We start from the raw sequence: 13,588 nt of genomic DNA, 5'->3' as shown, positions 1-13,588 counted from the left end.
GTTTTGGCGCGCCAGTTCGGCCCGGAGGCGGCTCTTCGGCTTCGTCCGGTGTTGTTTATCGGCTTCATTTTACAGAGATTTTTTCTCTGCTTTACTTACACGCCCCATCCTCGCCCTGGAGTTCTTCGAGGGCGGCGGCGTTGAGGTCTGCGGCGCCCGCTTCTTCGGCAAGGCCGTTGCGGGTCAGGAATTCGCGATAGGCGCGGCAATATTCGCTTTCGCTCATGCCGGTGAGGCTGAGATCGTCGGTCGCGTCTTCGACCGCCTCGGCCATGGGCGGCGCGTCCGCCTCCATTTCATCATTGAGAACGCCGTCTGCGGGTCCGGCGGCTTTCGCTTTATCGAGAAATTTTTCGTCCGACCCGGACATTTCCGTTTCTGCGGCGAAGCCTTCGGCGGGCGCTGCTGTTTCCAGCGCGGCTTGTTCTGCATTCACGCCATCCGCATCGCCGCCCTCCGCCTGTGAAATCTTGTCGGCGATGTCCGCGGCGGGCGGCTCTTCATCAGCCGCCGCTTGCGTTGCGTCCGCCTGCGTTCTTTCGGCGGGCGCCGGCGCATGCGGCTCCTGCGTCTCGTTCAGCGCGAGGGCTTCGGCGGGCGCGCTTTCCTGCGCGTCTGAGTTTTGCGCAACCGGCGTCAGGACGGGCGCGGGCGCGTCAGTCTTGGCGGGCTTGGCGCCGCGTTTTCCTGACTTCCGCCTTCCTTTCTTGTCTTTGGCGGACGCTTTGCCTTCCTCATAGGCGATGGGCGCGGCGCCTTCGGGGCCGGTCTCTACGTTTGCGCCGGGAAGCGCCGGCGGGTTTTCCATGGCGTAGCGCCGGGCGCGCTCCACCGTGCGCTCGGGAACGGGCGGAATGGGCGCGGCGCTGAACGGCGCTGCGGCGCTCGCCAGCACCACGGACGGGGCCGTCTTGTTGGCGATGCGCCCGCGCGCGCCGCCGCGCTCGATGTCGCCGGCGAGGCGCCCGGGGATCGGCTTGTTGTTGAGGCGCCCGCGATAAACCTGCGTGTTCTCAAGCACGCGCTGCACATAATTGCGGGTTTCCGAGAAAGGAATGAGCTCGACCCAGTCGAGCGGATCGACCGCATCGCTTCTCGGGTCGCCATATTCCTCGATCCAGCGGTTCACCCTGTTCGCCCCGGCGTTGTAGGAGGCCAGCGTCATGATCAGCGAGCCGTCGAAACGGTCGACGAGATGCGAAAGATGCGCCGCGCCGATGGTCATGTTGTAGACCGGATCGTCGAGCAGCGCCGAGCGCGAATAGCGCAGCCCTTCTTTGCGGGCGGTGATCTGCGCCGTCGAGGGGATGAGCTGCATCATGCCGCGGGCGCCGGCGCGCGAATAGGCGCGCGGATTGAACTCGCTCTCCTGGCGCGACAGGCCGAGAACGATTTCCGGCGAAACGAACCGCGCCGCCTCGTCCGGCACGAAAACGAGGGGGTAGGCGACTTCCGGCGCGAAGGCGCCGCGCTGGATGCCGACCTTGCCGGCGCGCACGGTGAGATGCGGCGCGCCTTCGCCTTCGGTGATCTTGGCGAGCTCGAGATATTCGCCCGGCCGTTCGAGCTCGTCATCCACATGATAGGCGAAGACCATGAACTCGTAGTCGAGATTGAGATCGGTGAGCATGCGCAAGGCCGCAACGGCGGGGCGCGAGGCGAAGAGCGCGCGGTCGGCGGGGCTCGCCTCTGTCGGCGCGGAAAAGGTCGCGTCGGTGAGATCGATGCCGGCTTCTTCCGCCGCCAATTGTCCGTAATAGGAATAATAATGCTCGGCGGCGTTGGCGTAATAGATTTTTGCGCCTTGCGCATCCCCCTGGGCCGCGGCGGCGCGGCCGAGCCAGTAATAGGCGCGCGAGACGGAGATCGGCGAGCCGACCGCCGAGGCGAGCGCGAGAAAATGCGTTTCCGCCCGTTCCGGTTCTTTCAGGAAGCGCAGCGCAATCCAGCCGGCGTAGAATTCCGCTTCGGCGTAATCCGTGCCTTCGTCCATGCCGTTTTCGGCGGCGAGCTTGTAGGCGTCGGCGAAGCGTCCGTTCTTCAGGGCCCAGCGCATCAGGATGCCGCGCTCGTCCCACCAGCGCGCGCCATTGCGCAAGTCTTCCGGATTGTCGGGCGCCAGCGCCGCGAGCGCGATGGCGCGTTCTTCCTGCCCGCGCCGGCGGTTATGGCGCACGGCGGCGTGCAGCATGCCGCTGTCGAGCCGGTCCTTCTCCGGCAGCCGGTCGTAAAGCCGTTGCCCCGAGGAGGCCTGAAGGAGGAGAGCGGCGCGCGCTTCGGCCTTTTTGCGCTCATGCGAGGAGAGATAAGGGAAGACGCGCCGCGCATTCGTGACCTGACGTCCCCAGAGGAGGCGGTCGACCCGCGCCGCATGATCTTCACGCGTCAGCCGCCGGCCATAGACGGAGAGAATGCGGCGCTCTTCGGCGATGGTGAAATTATTGTTGATCCAGGCGTCGCGCAGATAACGTTCGCCGCCTTCCTGGTCGCCGACGGAAAACAGGGCCCGGGCGAGCTGAATCTTGCCGTCCCCGGTGACCGGCGCGCGCGAATCGAAAAAGGCGAGCACCTCGCCGGCGGGCGCGTCATTGGGAATGCGTTTTTCCACATAGCTGCTGATGCGCGAGACCGCGGGCCATTGCAGATGGGAATCGAGGAAGCGGTCGGCCTCGTTGAAATCCACGTTCGGGTCCTGCGCCATCAGATACATCCACTCGCCGAGGCTCTGGGCGATCGGATCTTCGACGAGCTCGGTCAGGGATTTCGCTGTGGAAAACTGGCGGGCCTTCAGCGCCTTGGAGACTGCGAGAAGGCGGTTCTTGTCGGCCCGGGTCATATAAGCGGGGCCGGGCGCGGGCGGCTTGATCTGCGGGGCGGGGGCGGTCAGGGGAGCGGCGCTCGCGCCGGCCGAAAACAAGGCGGCCGCCAGCGCTGCCGCGGCGGCGTGCAAAAACGGGACGCGCCTCGGCCGCCCCGCCTTGAAACTCCGCCTCGCCCCCGCCTGCCTGCGCCGATTGTGATCCGTGGGCGCCTTACGCGTCATACCGAGAAAACTCCCGCCTCAAACTCACCGGTTCGCCATACAATAGCCTAATCGGGGCTCCATCCAAACAGGCGGCGCTTGCTGAAAGCGGGCCTTGGCGTTATCGAGGCCTAAAATTTGAGAAAATTAAGCTTATGACACACTTTAAAGGCTCAATCACCGCTCTCGTCACGCCGTTCAAAAACGGCGCCGTCGATGAACGCGCTTTCCAGGAGCTCGTCGAGCGCCAGATCGCCGCCGGCACGCATGGGCTCGTGCCCGTTGGGACGACCGGCGAATCCGCGACGCTCACCGATGAGGAGCATGAGCGGGTCATTACGTTGTGCGTCGAGGCCGCCGCCGGCCGCGCGCCGGTGATCGGCGGCGCCGGGTCGAACGAGACCGCTTATTCGATTTCCATGGCGAAGCGCATCCAGAAAATCGGCGTCGACGCAATCCTGTCCGTCACCGGCTACTATAACCGGCCGAGCCAGGCGGGGCTTGTCGCTCATTACACCGCGCTCCATGACGCGACGGACGTGCCGATCATCATCTACAATATCCCTGCGCGCACGGTTGTCGGGTTGTCGCGCGAGACCATGGCGACCCTGTCGAAGCTGCCGCGCATTATCGGCGTCAAGGACGCGACCGCCGATCTCGCGCGCGTCGCCCTGCAGCGGCGCGAATGCGGCGAGGATTTCATCCAGCTTTCCGGCGAGGACATGACGGCGGTGGGCTTCAACGCCATGGGCGGGACGGGGTGCATTTCCGTGACCTCGAATGTGGCGCCGGAGCTTTGCGCGCATATGCAGAACGCCTGCCTCGGCGACGATTACGTTACGGCGCGGGCGCTTCAGGACCGGCTGGCGCCGCTGCATGACGCGCTCTTTTCCGACGCTTCGCCGGGACCGGTGAAATACGCCATGTCGCTCCTCGGGCTGATGTCGGACGAGCTGCGCCTGCCTATGGTCGCGCCGAACGACGCCGCCAAAGCAAAGGTCAAGGCCGCGCTCGAAGAGATCGGCCTTCTCGGCTGATGGCCGCCAAAGACAAAGAGGGCCGCAAGATCGTTGCGGAGAACCGCCGCGCGCGCCACGAGTATTTCATCGAGGATTCGGTGGAGGCGGGGCTCGTCCTGACGGGCACCGAGGTGAAGGCCCTGCGCGAAGGCAAGGCGAATATCGCGGAAAGCTACGCCTCGCCCGAAGGCGGCGAGATCTGGCTGATCAACGCCAACATCCCGGAATATTCCGCCGGCAATCGCCAGAACCACGAGCCGAAACGCAAGCGCAAGCTCTTGCTCAACAAGCGCGAGATGGCGCGCCTGTCGCAGGCGGTGGAGCGCCGGGGCTACACGCTGACGCCGTTAAAGCTCTATTTCAACGAACGCGGCATCGCCAAGCTCGAGCTCGGGCTCGGCCAGGGCAAGAAAGTGCATGACAAGCGCGACACCTCGAAAGAGCGCGACTGGAACCGCCAGAAGCAGCGATTATTGCGCGAACGCGGCTAGGCCTCTTCCTCATAATAAGGAACGAAGGCGAGCACGGTCTGGAACGCCGCCGCCGCGCCGGCGCCGCCGGAAATGCACAAGAGCAGTATGCTGATAAATTTCGGATCGAGGGCGCCCGTCAGTTTCGCCAGAAGCAGGATGACGCCGAGGCCGAGCGCGGCTTTGGCGTAAAACCGCACCAGCTTCGAAAACGGATCCCCCTTGGCGGAAAGCTGCGCCGCAAAGCGCGGGCGGGCGAGCCAGATATAGGTCCAGCAGCCGAAGCCCGCCGCGACGATCGCCGGAATAATGCTGACGCCGTGAAACAGGCTGACCGCCGCATCGCGCGCCTCGGCGAAGCTGATGGCGGCGACGGCGGCGCCGATGACGCCGAAAACGGCGCTCACGAACAGCGTCATGCCGGGCTTGGCCTCCTTGGCGTTGCGGAACGCGTCCCGGTCGCTTTTCGGGGGCAGGCCCCAGTTTCTGTTCATGGCGTCTTCGTTCCCGCTGCTGGTCCGCTGCTGCGCTCTTGTCCGGGCGCGCGCCTCGGCGGCCCGGCTGTTTCCGTTTCCTTCCCGTTTTCGGCCGATCTTGCCGTCAGCCTTTGCCGATCCTCTCAATGATCGCGGCGAACACCGACTCGAACATCTCAGGCGTCAGCCTGCGCGTGTTCGTATTGTAGCGCGAGCAGTGATAGCTGTCGAACAGGACGAGGCCGCGATCCTTGACCGCATGGGCCGCGCCATGGGCGAAAGGAGCGTCTTTTTGTTTAAGCCCTAAGGCGGCGAGCGTTGAATCATGCGCGATCCGTCCGAGGCAGAGGATCGCTTCGAGCCGCGGCAGGGCCTCGATCCGGCTGACGAGAAACGGCCGGCAGGTTTTGATCTCCGCCGCGGTCGGCTTGTTCTGCGGCGGCACGCAGCGCACCGCATTGGTGATCATCGCGCGCTTTAACGCAAGCCCGTCATTCGGGTCCGCTTTATAAGTCCCTTTGGAGAATCCGAATTTCGCCAGCGTCGCGTAGAGGAGGTCGCCCGCATAATCGCCGGTGAAGGGCCGGGCGGTGCGGTTCGCGCCGTGCAGGCCCGGCGCCAGGCCGACGATCAGCAATTTGGCCTGCGCATCGCCGAAAGACGGCGCCGCGCCGTTGAAATAATCCGGGTAGGTTTCCTGATTTTCTTCGCGGAATTCCACAAGCCGCGGGCATAAATCGCAATCGACGGGCGGCTCCGGCGGAGGATCGGCGGGTGCGGCTTCAGCCGGCGCTGCGCGTTTGGCGGCGGGCATGAGGATTAATCGACGTCTTCGAAGTCGTCTTCGTAATCGTCCTCATAATCGTCTTCATACTCCACCGCCGGCTTCGGTTTGCGGGACGGGCCGCCGCGCCGGCCGATGATGTTTTCGAGATCGGCGAGATCGATGAAGCTGTCGGCCTGACGGCGCAGCTCGTCCGACGCCATGGGCGGGGAGGATTTCACCGTGGAGACGACGCTGACGCGCACGCCCTTCGCCTGGATCGCCTCGATCACCCGGCGGAAATCGCCATTGCCGGAGAACAGGACGAGATGGTCGAGGCGGTCGGCCATGAGCATCATGTCGACCACGAGCTCCACGTCGGTCGAGCCCTTAAAGCGCTTGCGCCCTTGCGGGTCGGTGAACTCGCGCGTCGTCTTGGTGACCATGGTGTAGCCATTATAGTCGAGCCAGTCGACGAGGGGGCGCAGCGGGGAATAGTCCTGGTCCCGGTCTTCTTGAATGGCGGTGTAATAAGAGGCGCGGATCAGCTGGCACGCCTCCTGCGTTTTCGCCAGGAGGCTCTTGTAATCAATATCGAAACCGAGATTGCGGGCGGCCTTGTAGAGATTGGCGCCGTCGATAAAATAAGCCGTCTTTTCCTGCTCGCGCAGGCCAAGGAATTTCGTCATAATCGCCTCGTGAAGTTTAGCTTTGAAATAAAGTCCGCTTTCTGCGCGACATCCATTTGAACAATAATGATTTTAATCGCCGCCGGTTCCAACTTGCCTTTTTGCGGTCTTGATTCGCAAGATATTGTTTTAAGGGCGTTTAACGCCATTGGCCGAATGTCGCACCTGAAGCGCGTTTCGTCCCTCTATAACACGCCGGCCTGGCCGGATCCCGCCGATCCGCCATTTGTGAATGCGGTCGCCGAAATCGAGACCGATATGGGGCCGCAGGCGCTGCTCGCCGCGCTTCACGCCGTCGAGGCGGGCTTCGGGCGCCGGCGCTCGGAGAAAAACGCCCCGCGGACCCTCGATCTCGACCTTCTCGCCTATCACGATATGGCGCGGGAAGGGGCCGATGGCGGCCCGGCGCTGCCCCATCCGCGGCTCGCTGACAGGGCCTTTGTCCTCATCCCCCTGGCCGAGATCGCCCCGGACTGGCGCCACCCGGTCACAGGCGAAAGGGCGGGCGCTCTCGCCGCCCGATTGACTGACCGGGGCGCGGCCGCGGACGTGGTTAAAATCTCGTGATTTCGCCGTTTTTTTGCGCCGCAGTGCTTGTCTCGGCCCCGCGCAGACGATATGGCAATAAGTCCCGCTCCGGCCTCTGGCCGGCGCGACCCCATATTTTACGATGATTTCTGGAGACATGAATGGCCCGCGTCACCGTTGAAGATTGCGTCGAGAAAGTCACGAACCGGTTCGAACTCGTGCTGCTCGCCGCGCACCGCGCGCGGGTTCTGTCTTCCGGCGCGCCGCTTCTCGTTGAGCGCGACAATGACAAAAACCCGGTCGTCGCCCTGCGCGAGCTTGCCGACGGCGAGCTTGAGCCCGATCAGGTCGAGGAGGATCTCGTTTCCTCCCTGCAAAAACAGGTCGAGGTCGAAGAGAGCGAAGACGCCGAAGCCGCGCCGGAAAAAGCCGATGCGCCGGAATTCGATAAGATGACCGAAGAAGACTATCTCAAGGCCATTCAGGCGGCGGGCATGACCACGCCGCAGACCTTGCCTAAGGGCTAATAGTTCTGGCCGGCGGTTCCGGACTGCCCGAGTAAGCGCGGAGCATCCCTGCCGGCCGCAGTTTGATGTGATGGCCGAAGGGATATGACGGAGAAACAAGCGGCCGGCGAAGAAGCGACAGCACCACCCCCTGAAGCGGCGGCGCGCCCGCCCTCGCGCCAGCCCATCGGCTTCATCCGCCAGGTCGAGCTTGTCGATCGCGTCAAATCTTATGATCCGGAGGCGGATGAAGATCTCCTGAACAAGGCTTATGTCTACGCCATGAAAGCCCATGGCGGTCAGACGCGCGCCTCGGGCGATCCTTATTTTTCCCATCCCCTCGCGGTGGCGGCGATCCTGACCAGCTTGCGCGCCGATCCCGCGACCGTGGCGACGGCGCTTTTGCATGACGTCGTCGAAGACACCGACGCGTCGATCATCGACATCGACAAGCTGTTCGGGCCGGAGATCGCGCGGCTCGTCGACGGCGTCACCAAGCTCTCCCAGATCGAGCTGAAAAGCGAGGCGTCGAAACAGGCGGAGAATTTCAGGAAGCTGGTGCTCGCCATGGCGGACGACGTGCGCGTCCTCCTCGTCAAGCTCGCCGACCGGCTGCACAATATGCGCACGCTCCACTACATCTCCAAGCCGGAAAAGCGTCAGCGCATCGCCCGCGAGACCATGGACATCTATGCGCCGCTCGCCGGGCGCATCGGCGTGCAGCGTTTCCGCGAAGAACTCGAAGACATCTCTTTTCGCGAATTGAGCGCCGACGCGTATGAGACCATTGCGACGCGGCTCGACGATCTCCAGAAGAATTCCTTAAGCGCGGTTCTCGAACTGGCGAATGTCCTGCGCGAACGGCTTTCGGCGGCCGGGATCAAGGCGCAGGTGACGAGCCGGGAGAAGCGGCCTTATTCGATCTGGCGCAAGATGACGCAAAAGAGCGTTTCTTTCGACGAGCTTGCGGATATTTACGCCTTCCGCGTGCTTGTTGACAAACCGGAGGACTGTTACGCGGCGCTCGGCGTCATTCACTCGAACTGGCGGATGATCACCGAGGAATTCGACGATTACATTTCCGCGCCCAAGCCGAACAATTACCGCTCCATCCACACGGCGGTGATCGGCCCGCCTTCTGCAGACGGGCGCCGCCAGCGCATCGAAATCCAGATCCGCACTTACGAGATGCACGAAACCGCTGAACGCGGCGTCGCCGCGCACTGGCAATATAAGGATTCCGGCGCCGGCGACACGAGCGTCGAGATCGTCACCCGCGGGCAATACGATCCATACGAAACTCCGCGTCGACTCGTTGAAATGTTCCAGTCCGGCGAGGATCCGGATGAGGCGCTGAAATACGCCAAGCTCGAACTGTTTCAGGACCAGGTCTTCTGTTTCACGCCCAAGGGCCGCGTCATCGCGCTGCCGAAGGGCGCGACGCCGCTCGATTTTGCGTACGGCGTTCACACCGATGTGGGCGACCAGTGTATCGGCGCGAAGATCAATGGCGTGCAGCGGCCCTTGCGCACGGCCCTCAACAATGGCGACGTGGTTGAGGTTTTGCGCTCCGATCATGCGCCCGTGCCGACGGAGTGGGAAAGCATCGCCGTCATGGGCCGCACCAGGAGCGCCATCCGCCGCCGCATCAAGAAGATGCAGCATGACGAAACCGTCGCGCTCGGCCGCTCTATTGCGGAAAGCGTCTTTACCGGCGCCAATCTGGAATTCTCCATCAAGGGCATCCGCGAAGGGCTGAAACGGCTCGGCAAGTCGTCGGTGGATGACGTGCTCTCCGCCATTGGCCGCGGCGAACTCCCAGTGGGCGATCTCGTGGAGGCGGTCTATCCCGGCGCCTCCATTGAAAGCGAAAGCGAAATCCGCGGCGCCTCCATGAGCGCTTTCCGCCCGCGCCTCGCCATTTCCGGCCTGACGCCCGGCGTTCAGGTGAAAATGGCCCGCTGCTGCACGCCGCTGCCGGGCGAGCGCATTGTCGGCATCCGTCAGGATGACGGCTCGATCATGGTGCATGCGATTTCCTGCGAAACCCTCGAAGAGGAAGACCCGCCCCAGGAGCGCTGGCTCGATCTCAAATGGCGCGATCAGGAAGAAACCGGCGCCGCCTTTGCGCGCATCCGCACGACGGTGCGCAACGGGCTCGGCGTTCTCTCCGAAGTTGCGGGAACGGTGGCGCGCTATGGCGTCTCCATCGCCAATATCCGCATTCAGGACCGCTCGCGCGAGTTTGTGGATTTCATTATGGATGTGGAAGTGAAGGATGCGCGCCAGCTTGCGCATATGCTGGCGGGCTTGAGGGCCTCGCCGAATGTGATTGACGCCGAACGGACAGGAGCTGACGACCATGACGAGCTTTGACGCGCTGAAAGAATTCGAAGACGCCGGCGCGCTGATGAAGGGACACTTCATCCTGTCTTCGGGGCTGCATTCGGACACTTATCTGAACAAGTCCATCGTCTCCATGTATCCCGACCGCGCCGAACGGCTGTGCCGCGCGCTCGCCGAAAAGATCGCAGGGGAAGTCAAAGACATCGACTATGTCGTCTCGCCGGCCATGGGCGCGATCATTTACGGCTATGAAACCGCGCGGCATCTGAAAACGCCTTTCATGTTCCTCGAGCGCGTCAGAAATAAGGAAGGTGAGGGGGGCGAGTTCCAGTTGCGCCGCGGCTTTTCGATCCCTAAGGGCGCGCGCGTCGTCGTCGTGGAAGACATCGTCTCGACCGGGCTGTCTGCGCGCGAGGCGATCCATGCGGTGAAAAAAGCGGGCGGGGAAGTGCTGGCGCTCGGCTGTCTGGTGGACCGGTCCGCGGGCGCGGTGGAGGTGGGCGCGCCGATCATTCCGCTCGCCGAAATCAAGGTCGAGGCCTGGGAGCCCGACAATCTTCCCGCGCATCTCAAAGGCACGCCCGCGGTCAAGCCCGGCAGCCGCGGGGTCAGCCAATGAGCGGTCTTCGCAGCTCATCCTTCGAGACGCCCTTTCCCTTCACCCTGAGGGCGCGCATGAAATGCGCGCGTCTCGAAGGACGAAGGGAAAGGGCGTCTCGAAGGATGAAGGTTTCGCCGTGTTTCTAAAGGTGAGTGTGTAATGGCGGACAAAAAACCCATCCGCCTCGGGGTCAATATCGACCATGTGGCGACGATCCGGAATGCGCGCGGCGGCCCGCATCCCGATCCGGTGCGCGCGGCGTTGCTCGTCGAAGGGGCGGGCGCTGACGGGATCACGGCGCATCTGCGCGAAGACCGGCGCCATATCACCGATGACGACATGCGCCGGCTCAAGGCGGAAATCGGCCTGCCGCTGAATTTCGAAATGGCGGCGACGGCGGAGATGCTGCAGCTTTGCACGCAGGTGCAGCCCCGCGCCTGCTGCCTCGTGCCGGAAAACCGCAATGAGCGCACCACCGAAGGCGGGCTCGACGTCGCGGGCCAGCATAATTTCATCGCGCCCTTCGTCCGTGAGCTGACGGATGCGGGCATTCGCGTCTCGCTTTTCGTCGATCCCGAACCGGCGCAGATCGAGGCGGCGAAATCCGCCGGCGCGCCGGTCATCGAACTCCACACCGGCGCTTATTACGAAGCGACCCTGAAAACCGAACCGGCGCTCTACAAGGCGGAGCTTGAAAAGATCCGCGCCGGCGCCAAGCTCGCCGACGAGCTCGGGCTGGAAGTGCACGCCGGCCATGGCCTCACCTTCCTCAATGTGCAGCCGGTGGCCGCGATCCCCGAGATCGTCGAGCTCAATATCGGCCATTTCCTCGTGGGCGAGGCGGTGTTCATGGGCCTCGCCGAGGCGGTGAAGGAAATGAAGCGCCTGATGAGTGACGCGCGCACGGGCGGGCTTTATTAAGAATGTTTATTTGCGAGCAAACACTTCATCCTGAGGAGCAAAAAACCCTTCGCCCTTCGAGACGAGCCTTCGGCTCTCCTCAGGATGAAGGATTTTTTGCGTCTCGAAGGACGAAGTGTTTGCGGACCGGGCGCCGGGCTTGGGTGAAGGCTCCATGATTATCGGCATCGGCAACGATCTCATCGACATCCGGCGCGTGGAAAAGACGCTCGAACGCCACGGCGAGCGCTTCACCATGCGCGTCTTCACCGACATCGAGCGGGCGAAATCCGATAAACGACTCAACCGGGCCGCGTCCTACGCCAAGCGATTCGCCGCGAAAGAGGCCTGCGCCAAGGCGCTGGGGACCGGGCTGTCGCGCGGCGTTTTCTGGCGCGATATGGGCGTTGTTAACCTCCCCGGCGGCAAACCGACCCTTAATCTCACCGGCGGGGCGGCGGAAAGATTGAAGGAAATCACGCCGGAAGGCCATATTCCGGACATTCACCTCACCATCACCGACGATTTTCCCCTGGCTCAGGCCATTGTCATTATCTATGCGCAGGCTAAATAAGGTCTTTGGTCTTTTGGGGCGGGCAGCAAAAAGGTAGCGTCATGTCGACAAGCGAAGAGAGCGGCCCCATCGCCGAGAAGACTTCGGCCAAGCCGGCCGAAACGCCGATGACCGCGGCGGAAGAGGCCTGGGACCTCGCCAAGACCGTGCTCTTCGCCGTCGCTATCGCGCTTGTCCTGCGCATTATCATTTTCCAGCCCTTCAACATCCCGTCGGGCTCCATGAAGCCGACGCTTCTCGTGGGCGATTTTCTCGTCGTTTCGAAACCGACTTTCGGCTATTCGAAAGCCTCGCTCGTCTATCCGCTGACGCGCCTGCCGGTCGACGGGCGCATTCTCGCTTTCGGCAAACCGAAACGCGGCGATGTCGTCGTCTTCAAAAATCGCAAAGACGGCAACAAGGATTACATCAAGCGCGTCATCGGCCTTCCCGGCGACAAAATCCAGGTGCTCGGCGGGCGCCTTCACATCAACGACAAGCCGGTGAAGAAAGAACTTGTCGCGGCTGAGGTTTCCGATGTCTGCGGGCCGGGCTGGGGCGCGCCGGAATATCGCGAAACCCTCGACAACGGCGTTTCCTATATCGTGCAGGAATGCGCGGGCGACGACGGGCCGCTCGACAACACGTCCGCCTATCATGTGCCGGCGGGCCATTATTTCATGATGGGCGACAATCGCGATCAATCCCAGGACAGCCGCGTCATCAGCCAGGTCGGCTATGTTCCCCAAGACGCGCTTGTGGGTCGCGCCGAACGTCTGTTTTTCTCCGTGGACGGACAGGAAACCAGACTCTGGACGCCCTGGAAATGGCCGTTCGCCGTCCGCTACGGCCGCATTTTCGATCCGGTGAAATGACAAAGCCGAACTTCGCCGAGCTTGAAAAGCGCATCGGCCACGCCTTCAAGGACAAGAGTTTGTTGACCCGCGCGCTCACCCATTCGAGCCTGTCGGGCGGCGAGCGCACGGTGCGCGATCTCGAAAGGCTGGAGTTTCTCGGCGACCGCGTCCTCGGGCTCTTAACGGCGGAGGAACTCTGGCGGCGCTATCCCCATTATGAAGAGGGGGAGATGGCGCCGCGCCTCAACGCGCTGGTCAGGAAAGAAACCTGCGCCAAGGCGGCGCTCCATTTCGGACTCGACGGGTTCATCATGATGTCCGAATGGGAGGCGCAGTCCGGCGGGCGCAAGAAAAAGGCGATCCTCGGCGACGTCATGGAGGCGCTGCTCGGCGCGATCTATATCGATGGCGGGCTCGATGCGGCGCGGGGCATATTCGATCAGTTCTGGACGCCGAATCTCGAAGACCTCTCGAAAGTGCACAAGGACCCGAAGACCGCGCTGCAGGAATGGAGCCAGAACAGAAAGCTCGGCACGCCCGATTACGATGTCGTCGACGCGGCCGGCCCCGCCCATGCGCCGGACTTCAAGGTCGCGGTGCGCGTCAAGGGGCTAAAGCCGGCGCATGGCGAGGGCCGCTCGAAACGCGAAGCGCAGATGGAGGCCGCGCGTGCCTTGCTGGTGCGCGAAGGCGTATGGTCGGAAGACGATGAGTGAGTTGTGGGCGGCTTTTCACCTCTCCCCTGCGGGGAGAGGTCGGAATTCGTCGTCGAATTCCGGGTGAGGGGGAGATATGGTTGTTATTTGCATGCTGACTTTCCCCCTCACCCTAACCCTCTCCCCAAAGGGGAGAGGGAAT

At 63.1% G+C, this 13,588-nt stretch carries 14 protein-coding genes; 10 read left to right on the top strand and 4 right to left on the bottom strand.

The genetic code is table 11. From position 1 onward, the window contains the following. Positions 1–91: 91 nt before the first annotated feature. Positions 92–2,950: a transglycosylase SLT domain-containing protein gene (locus tag CW354_RS19175; RefSeq protein ID WP_165793839.1), complete on the bottom strand. Its 2,859-nt coding sequence runs from the start codon at positions 2,948–2,950 to the stop codon at positions 92–94. 227 nt (positions 2,951–3,177) lie between these two features. Here CW354_RS19175 and dapA point away from each other — a divergent pair, with 227 nt between their 5' ends. Further along, a complete protein-coding gene (gene dapA / locus CW354_RS19170) occupies positions 3,178–4,059 on the top strand; it encodes a 4-hydroxy-tetrahydrodipicolinate synthase (protein ID WP_104831666.1) in 882 nt (293 codons plus the stop codon). Further along, the gene (gene smpB / locus CW354_RS19165) at positions 4,059–4,532 is read left to right on the top strand and encodes an SsrA-binding protein SmpB (protein WP_104831665.1); all 474 of its coding nucleotides are present in this window, start codon (positions 4,059–4,061) and stop codon (positions 4,530–4,532) included. The genes dapA and smpB overlap by 1 nt, the downstream gene beginning before the upstream one ends. Here smpB and CW354_RS19160 read toward each other — a convergent pair. The 3 genes from CW354_RS19160 to CW354_RS19150 all read right to left on the bottom strand — a co-directional run bounded on the left by CW354_RS19160 (position 4,529) and on the right by CW354_RS19150 (position 6,439). Then, complete coding sequence (locus tag CW354_RS19160) at positions 4,529–5,005, bottom strand: hypothetical protein (protein WP_133162382.1); 477 nt, start codon at positions 5,003–5,005, stop codon at positions 4,529–4,531. The two genes, smpB and CW354_RS19160, sit on opposite strands and share 4 nt — an antisense overlap. 106 nt (positions 5,006–5,111) lie before the next feature. Continuing rightward, positions 5,112–5,801: a uracil-DNA glycosylase gene (locus CW354_RS19155; protein ID WP_104831663.1), complete on the bottom strand. Its 690-nt coding sequence runs from the start codon at positions 5,799–5,801 to the stop codon at positions 5,112–5,114. A 5-nt stretch (positions 5,802–5,806) separates the two neighbouring features. Beyond that, positions 5,807–6,439: a LabA-like NYN domain-containing protein gene (locus CW354_RS19150; RefSeq protein WP_104831662.1), complete on the bottom strand. Its 633-nt coding sequence runs from the start codon at positions 6,437–6,439 to the stop codon at positions 5,807–5,809. A gap of 66 nt (positions 6,440–6,505) precedes the next feature. Between CW354_RS19150 and folK the strand changes: the two genes are divergently transcribed. From folK to rnc, 8 genes are all read left to right on the top strand, one after another. Further along, positions 6,506–7,006, top strand: coding sequence for a 2-amino-4-hydroxy-6-hydroxymethyldihydropteridine diphosphokinase (gene folK / locus CW354_RS19145; RefSeq protein WP_104831661.1), 501 nt, complete (start codon positions 6,506–6,508; stop codon positions 7,004–7,006). Between the two features lie 122 nt (positions 7,007–7,128). Further along, on the top strand, positions 7,129–7,494 hold the full coding sequence (gene rpoZ / locus CW354_RS24155; RefSeq protein WP_104831660.1) for a DNA-directed RNA polymerase subunit omega: 366 nt from the start codon (positions 7,129–7,131) through the stop codon (positions 7,492–7,494). Positions 7,495–7,578: 84 nt separating this feature from the next. Continuing rightward, positions 7,579–9,849, top strand: a complete 2,271-nt coding sequence (locus CW354_RS19135) for a RelA/SpoT family protein (RefSeq protein ID WP_104831659.1) — start codon at positions 7,579–7,581, stop codon at positions 9,847–9,849. After that, entirely contained in the window at positions 9,836–10,438 is a 603-nt protein-coding gene (gene pyrE, locus CW354_RS19130; RefSeq protein WP_104831838.1) for an orotate phosphoribosyltransferase, read from the top strand. Before CW354_RS19135 ends, pyrE begins: the two co-directional genes overlap by 14 nt. Positions 10,439–10,579: 141 nt before the next feature. Next, entirely contained in the window at positions 10,580–11,341 is a 762-nt protein-coding gene (locus CW354_RS19125; protein ID WP_104831658.1) for a pyridoxine 5'-phosphate synthase, read from the top strand. A 154-nt stretch (positions 11,342–11,495) separates the two neighbouring features. Further along, a complete protein-coding gene (gene acpS, locus CW354_RS19120) occupies positions 11,496–11,894 on the top strand; it encodes a holo-ACP synthase (RefSeq protein WP_104831657.1) in 399 nt (132 codons plus the stop codon). Positions 11,895–11,935: 41 nt separating this feature from the next. Beyond that, complete coding sequence (gene lepB / locus CW354_RS19115; RefSeq protein WP_104831656.1) at positions 11,936–12,748, top strand: signal peptidase I; 813 nt, start codon at positions 11,936–11,938, stop codon at positions 12,746–12,748. Next, positions 12,745–13,446, top strand: coding sequence for a ribonuclease III (rnc, locus tag CW354_RS19110; protein ID WP_104831655.1), 702 nt, complete (start codon positions 12,745–12,747; stop codon positions 13,444–13,446). The genes lepB and rnc overlap by 4 nt, the downstream gene beginning before the upstream one ends. Positions 13,447–13,588: the final 142 nt, after the last annotated feature.

It is taken from the genome of Hyphococcus luteus, assembly GCF_002943565.1.
In the GTDB taxonomy this organism is placed as follows: Bacteria; Pseudomonadota; Alphaproteobacteria; order Caulobacterales; family Parvularculaceae; genus Hyphococcus; species Hyphococcus luteus.
The sequence above is the reverse complement of the archived record's forward strand: the minus strand, read 5'-3'. Positions and strand labels throughout refer to the sequence as shown.

What these genes read in the sequence shown, in the direction of transcription:
- CW354_RS19135 (WP_104831659.1), top strand. Translation starts at nt 7,579, where the DNA reads ATGACGGAGAAACAAGCGGCCGGCGAAGAAGCGACAGCACCACCCCCT.
- lepB (WP_104831656.1), top strand. Translation starts at nt 11,936, where the DNA reads ATGTCGACAAGCGAAGAGAGCGGCCCCATCGCCGAGAAGACTTCGGCC.
- pyrE (WP_104831838.1), top strand. Translation starts at nt 9,836, where the DNA reads ATGACGAGCTTTGACGCGCTGAAAGAATTCGAAGACGCCGGCGCGCTG.
- rpoZ (WP_104831660.1), top strand. Translation starts at nt 7,129, where the DNA reads ATGGCCCGCGTCACCGTTGAAGATTGCGTCGAGAAAGTCACGAACCGG.
- acpS (WP_104831657.1), top strand. Translation starts at nt 11,496, where the DNA reads ATGATTATCGGCATCGGCAACGATCTCATCGACATCCGGCGCGTGGAA.
- dapA (WP_104831666.1), top strand. Translation starts at nt 3,178, where the DNA reads ATGACACACTTTAAAGGCTCAATCACCGCTCTCGTCACGCCGTTCAAA.
- folK (WP_104831661.1), top strand. Translation starts at nt 6,506, where the DNA reads ATGATTTTAATCGCCGCCGGTTCCAACTTGCCTTTTTGCGGTCTTGAT.
- CW354_RS19125 (WP_104831658.1), top strand. Translation starts at nt 10,580, where the DNA reads ATGGCGGACAAAAAACCCATCCGCCTCGGGGTCAATATCGACCATGTG.
- rnc (WP_104831655.1), top strand. Translation starts at nt 12,745, where the DNA reads ATGACAAAGCCGAACTTCGCCGAGCTTGAAAAGCGCATCGGCCACGCC.
- CW354_RS19160 (WP_133162382.1), bottom strand. Translation starts at nt 5,005, where the DNA reads ATGAACAGAAACTGGGGCCTGCCCCCGAAAAGCGACCGGGACGCGTTC.
- smpB (WP_104831665.1), top strand. Translation starts at nt 4,059, where the DNA reads ATGGCCGCCAAAGACAAAGAGGGCCGCAAGATCGTTGCGGAGAACCGC.
- CW354_RS19155 (WP_104831663.1), bottom strand. Translation starts at nt 5,801, where the DNA reads ATGCCCGCCGCCAAACGCGCAGCGCCGGCTGAAGCCGCACCCGCCGAT.
- CW354_RS19150 (WP_104831662.1), bottom strand. Translation starts at nt 6,439, where the DNA reads ATGACGAAATTCCTTGGCCTGCGCGAGCAGGAAAAGACGGCTTATTTT.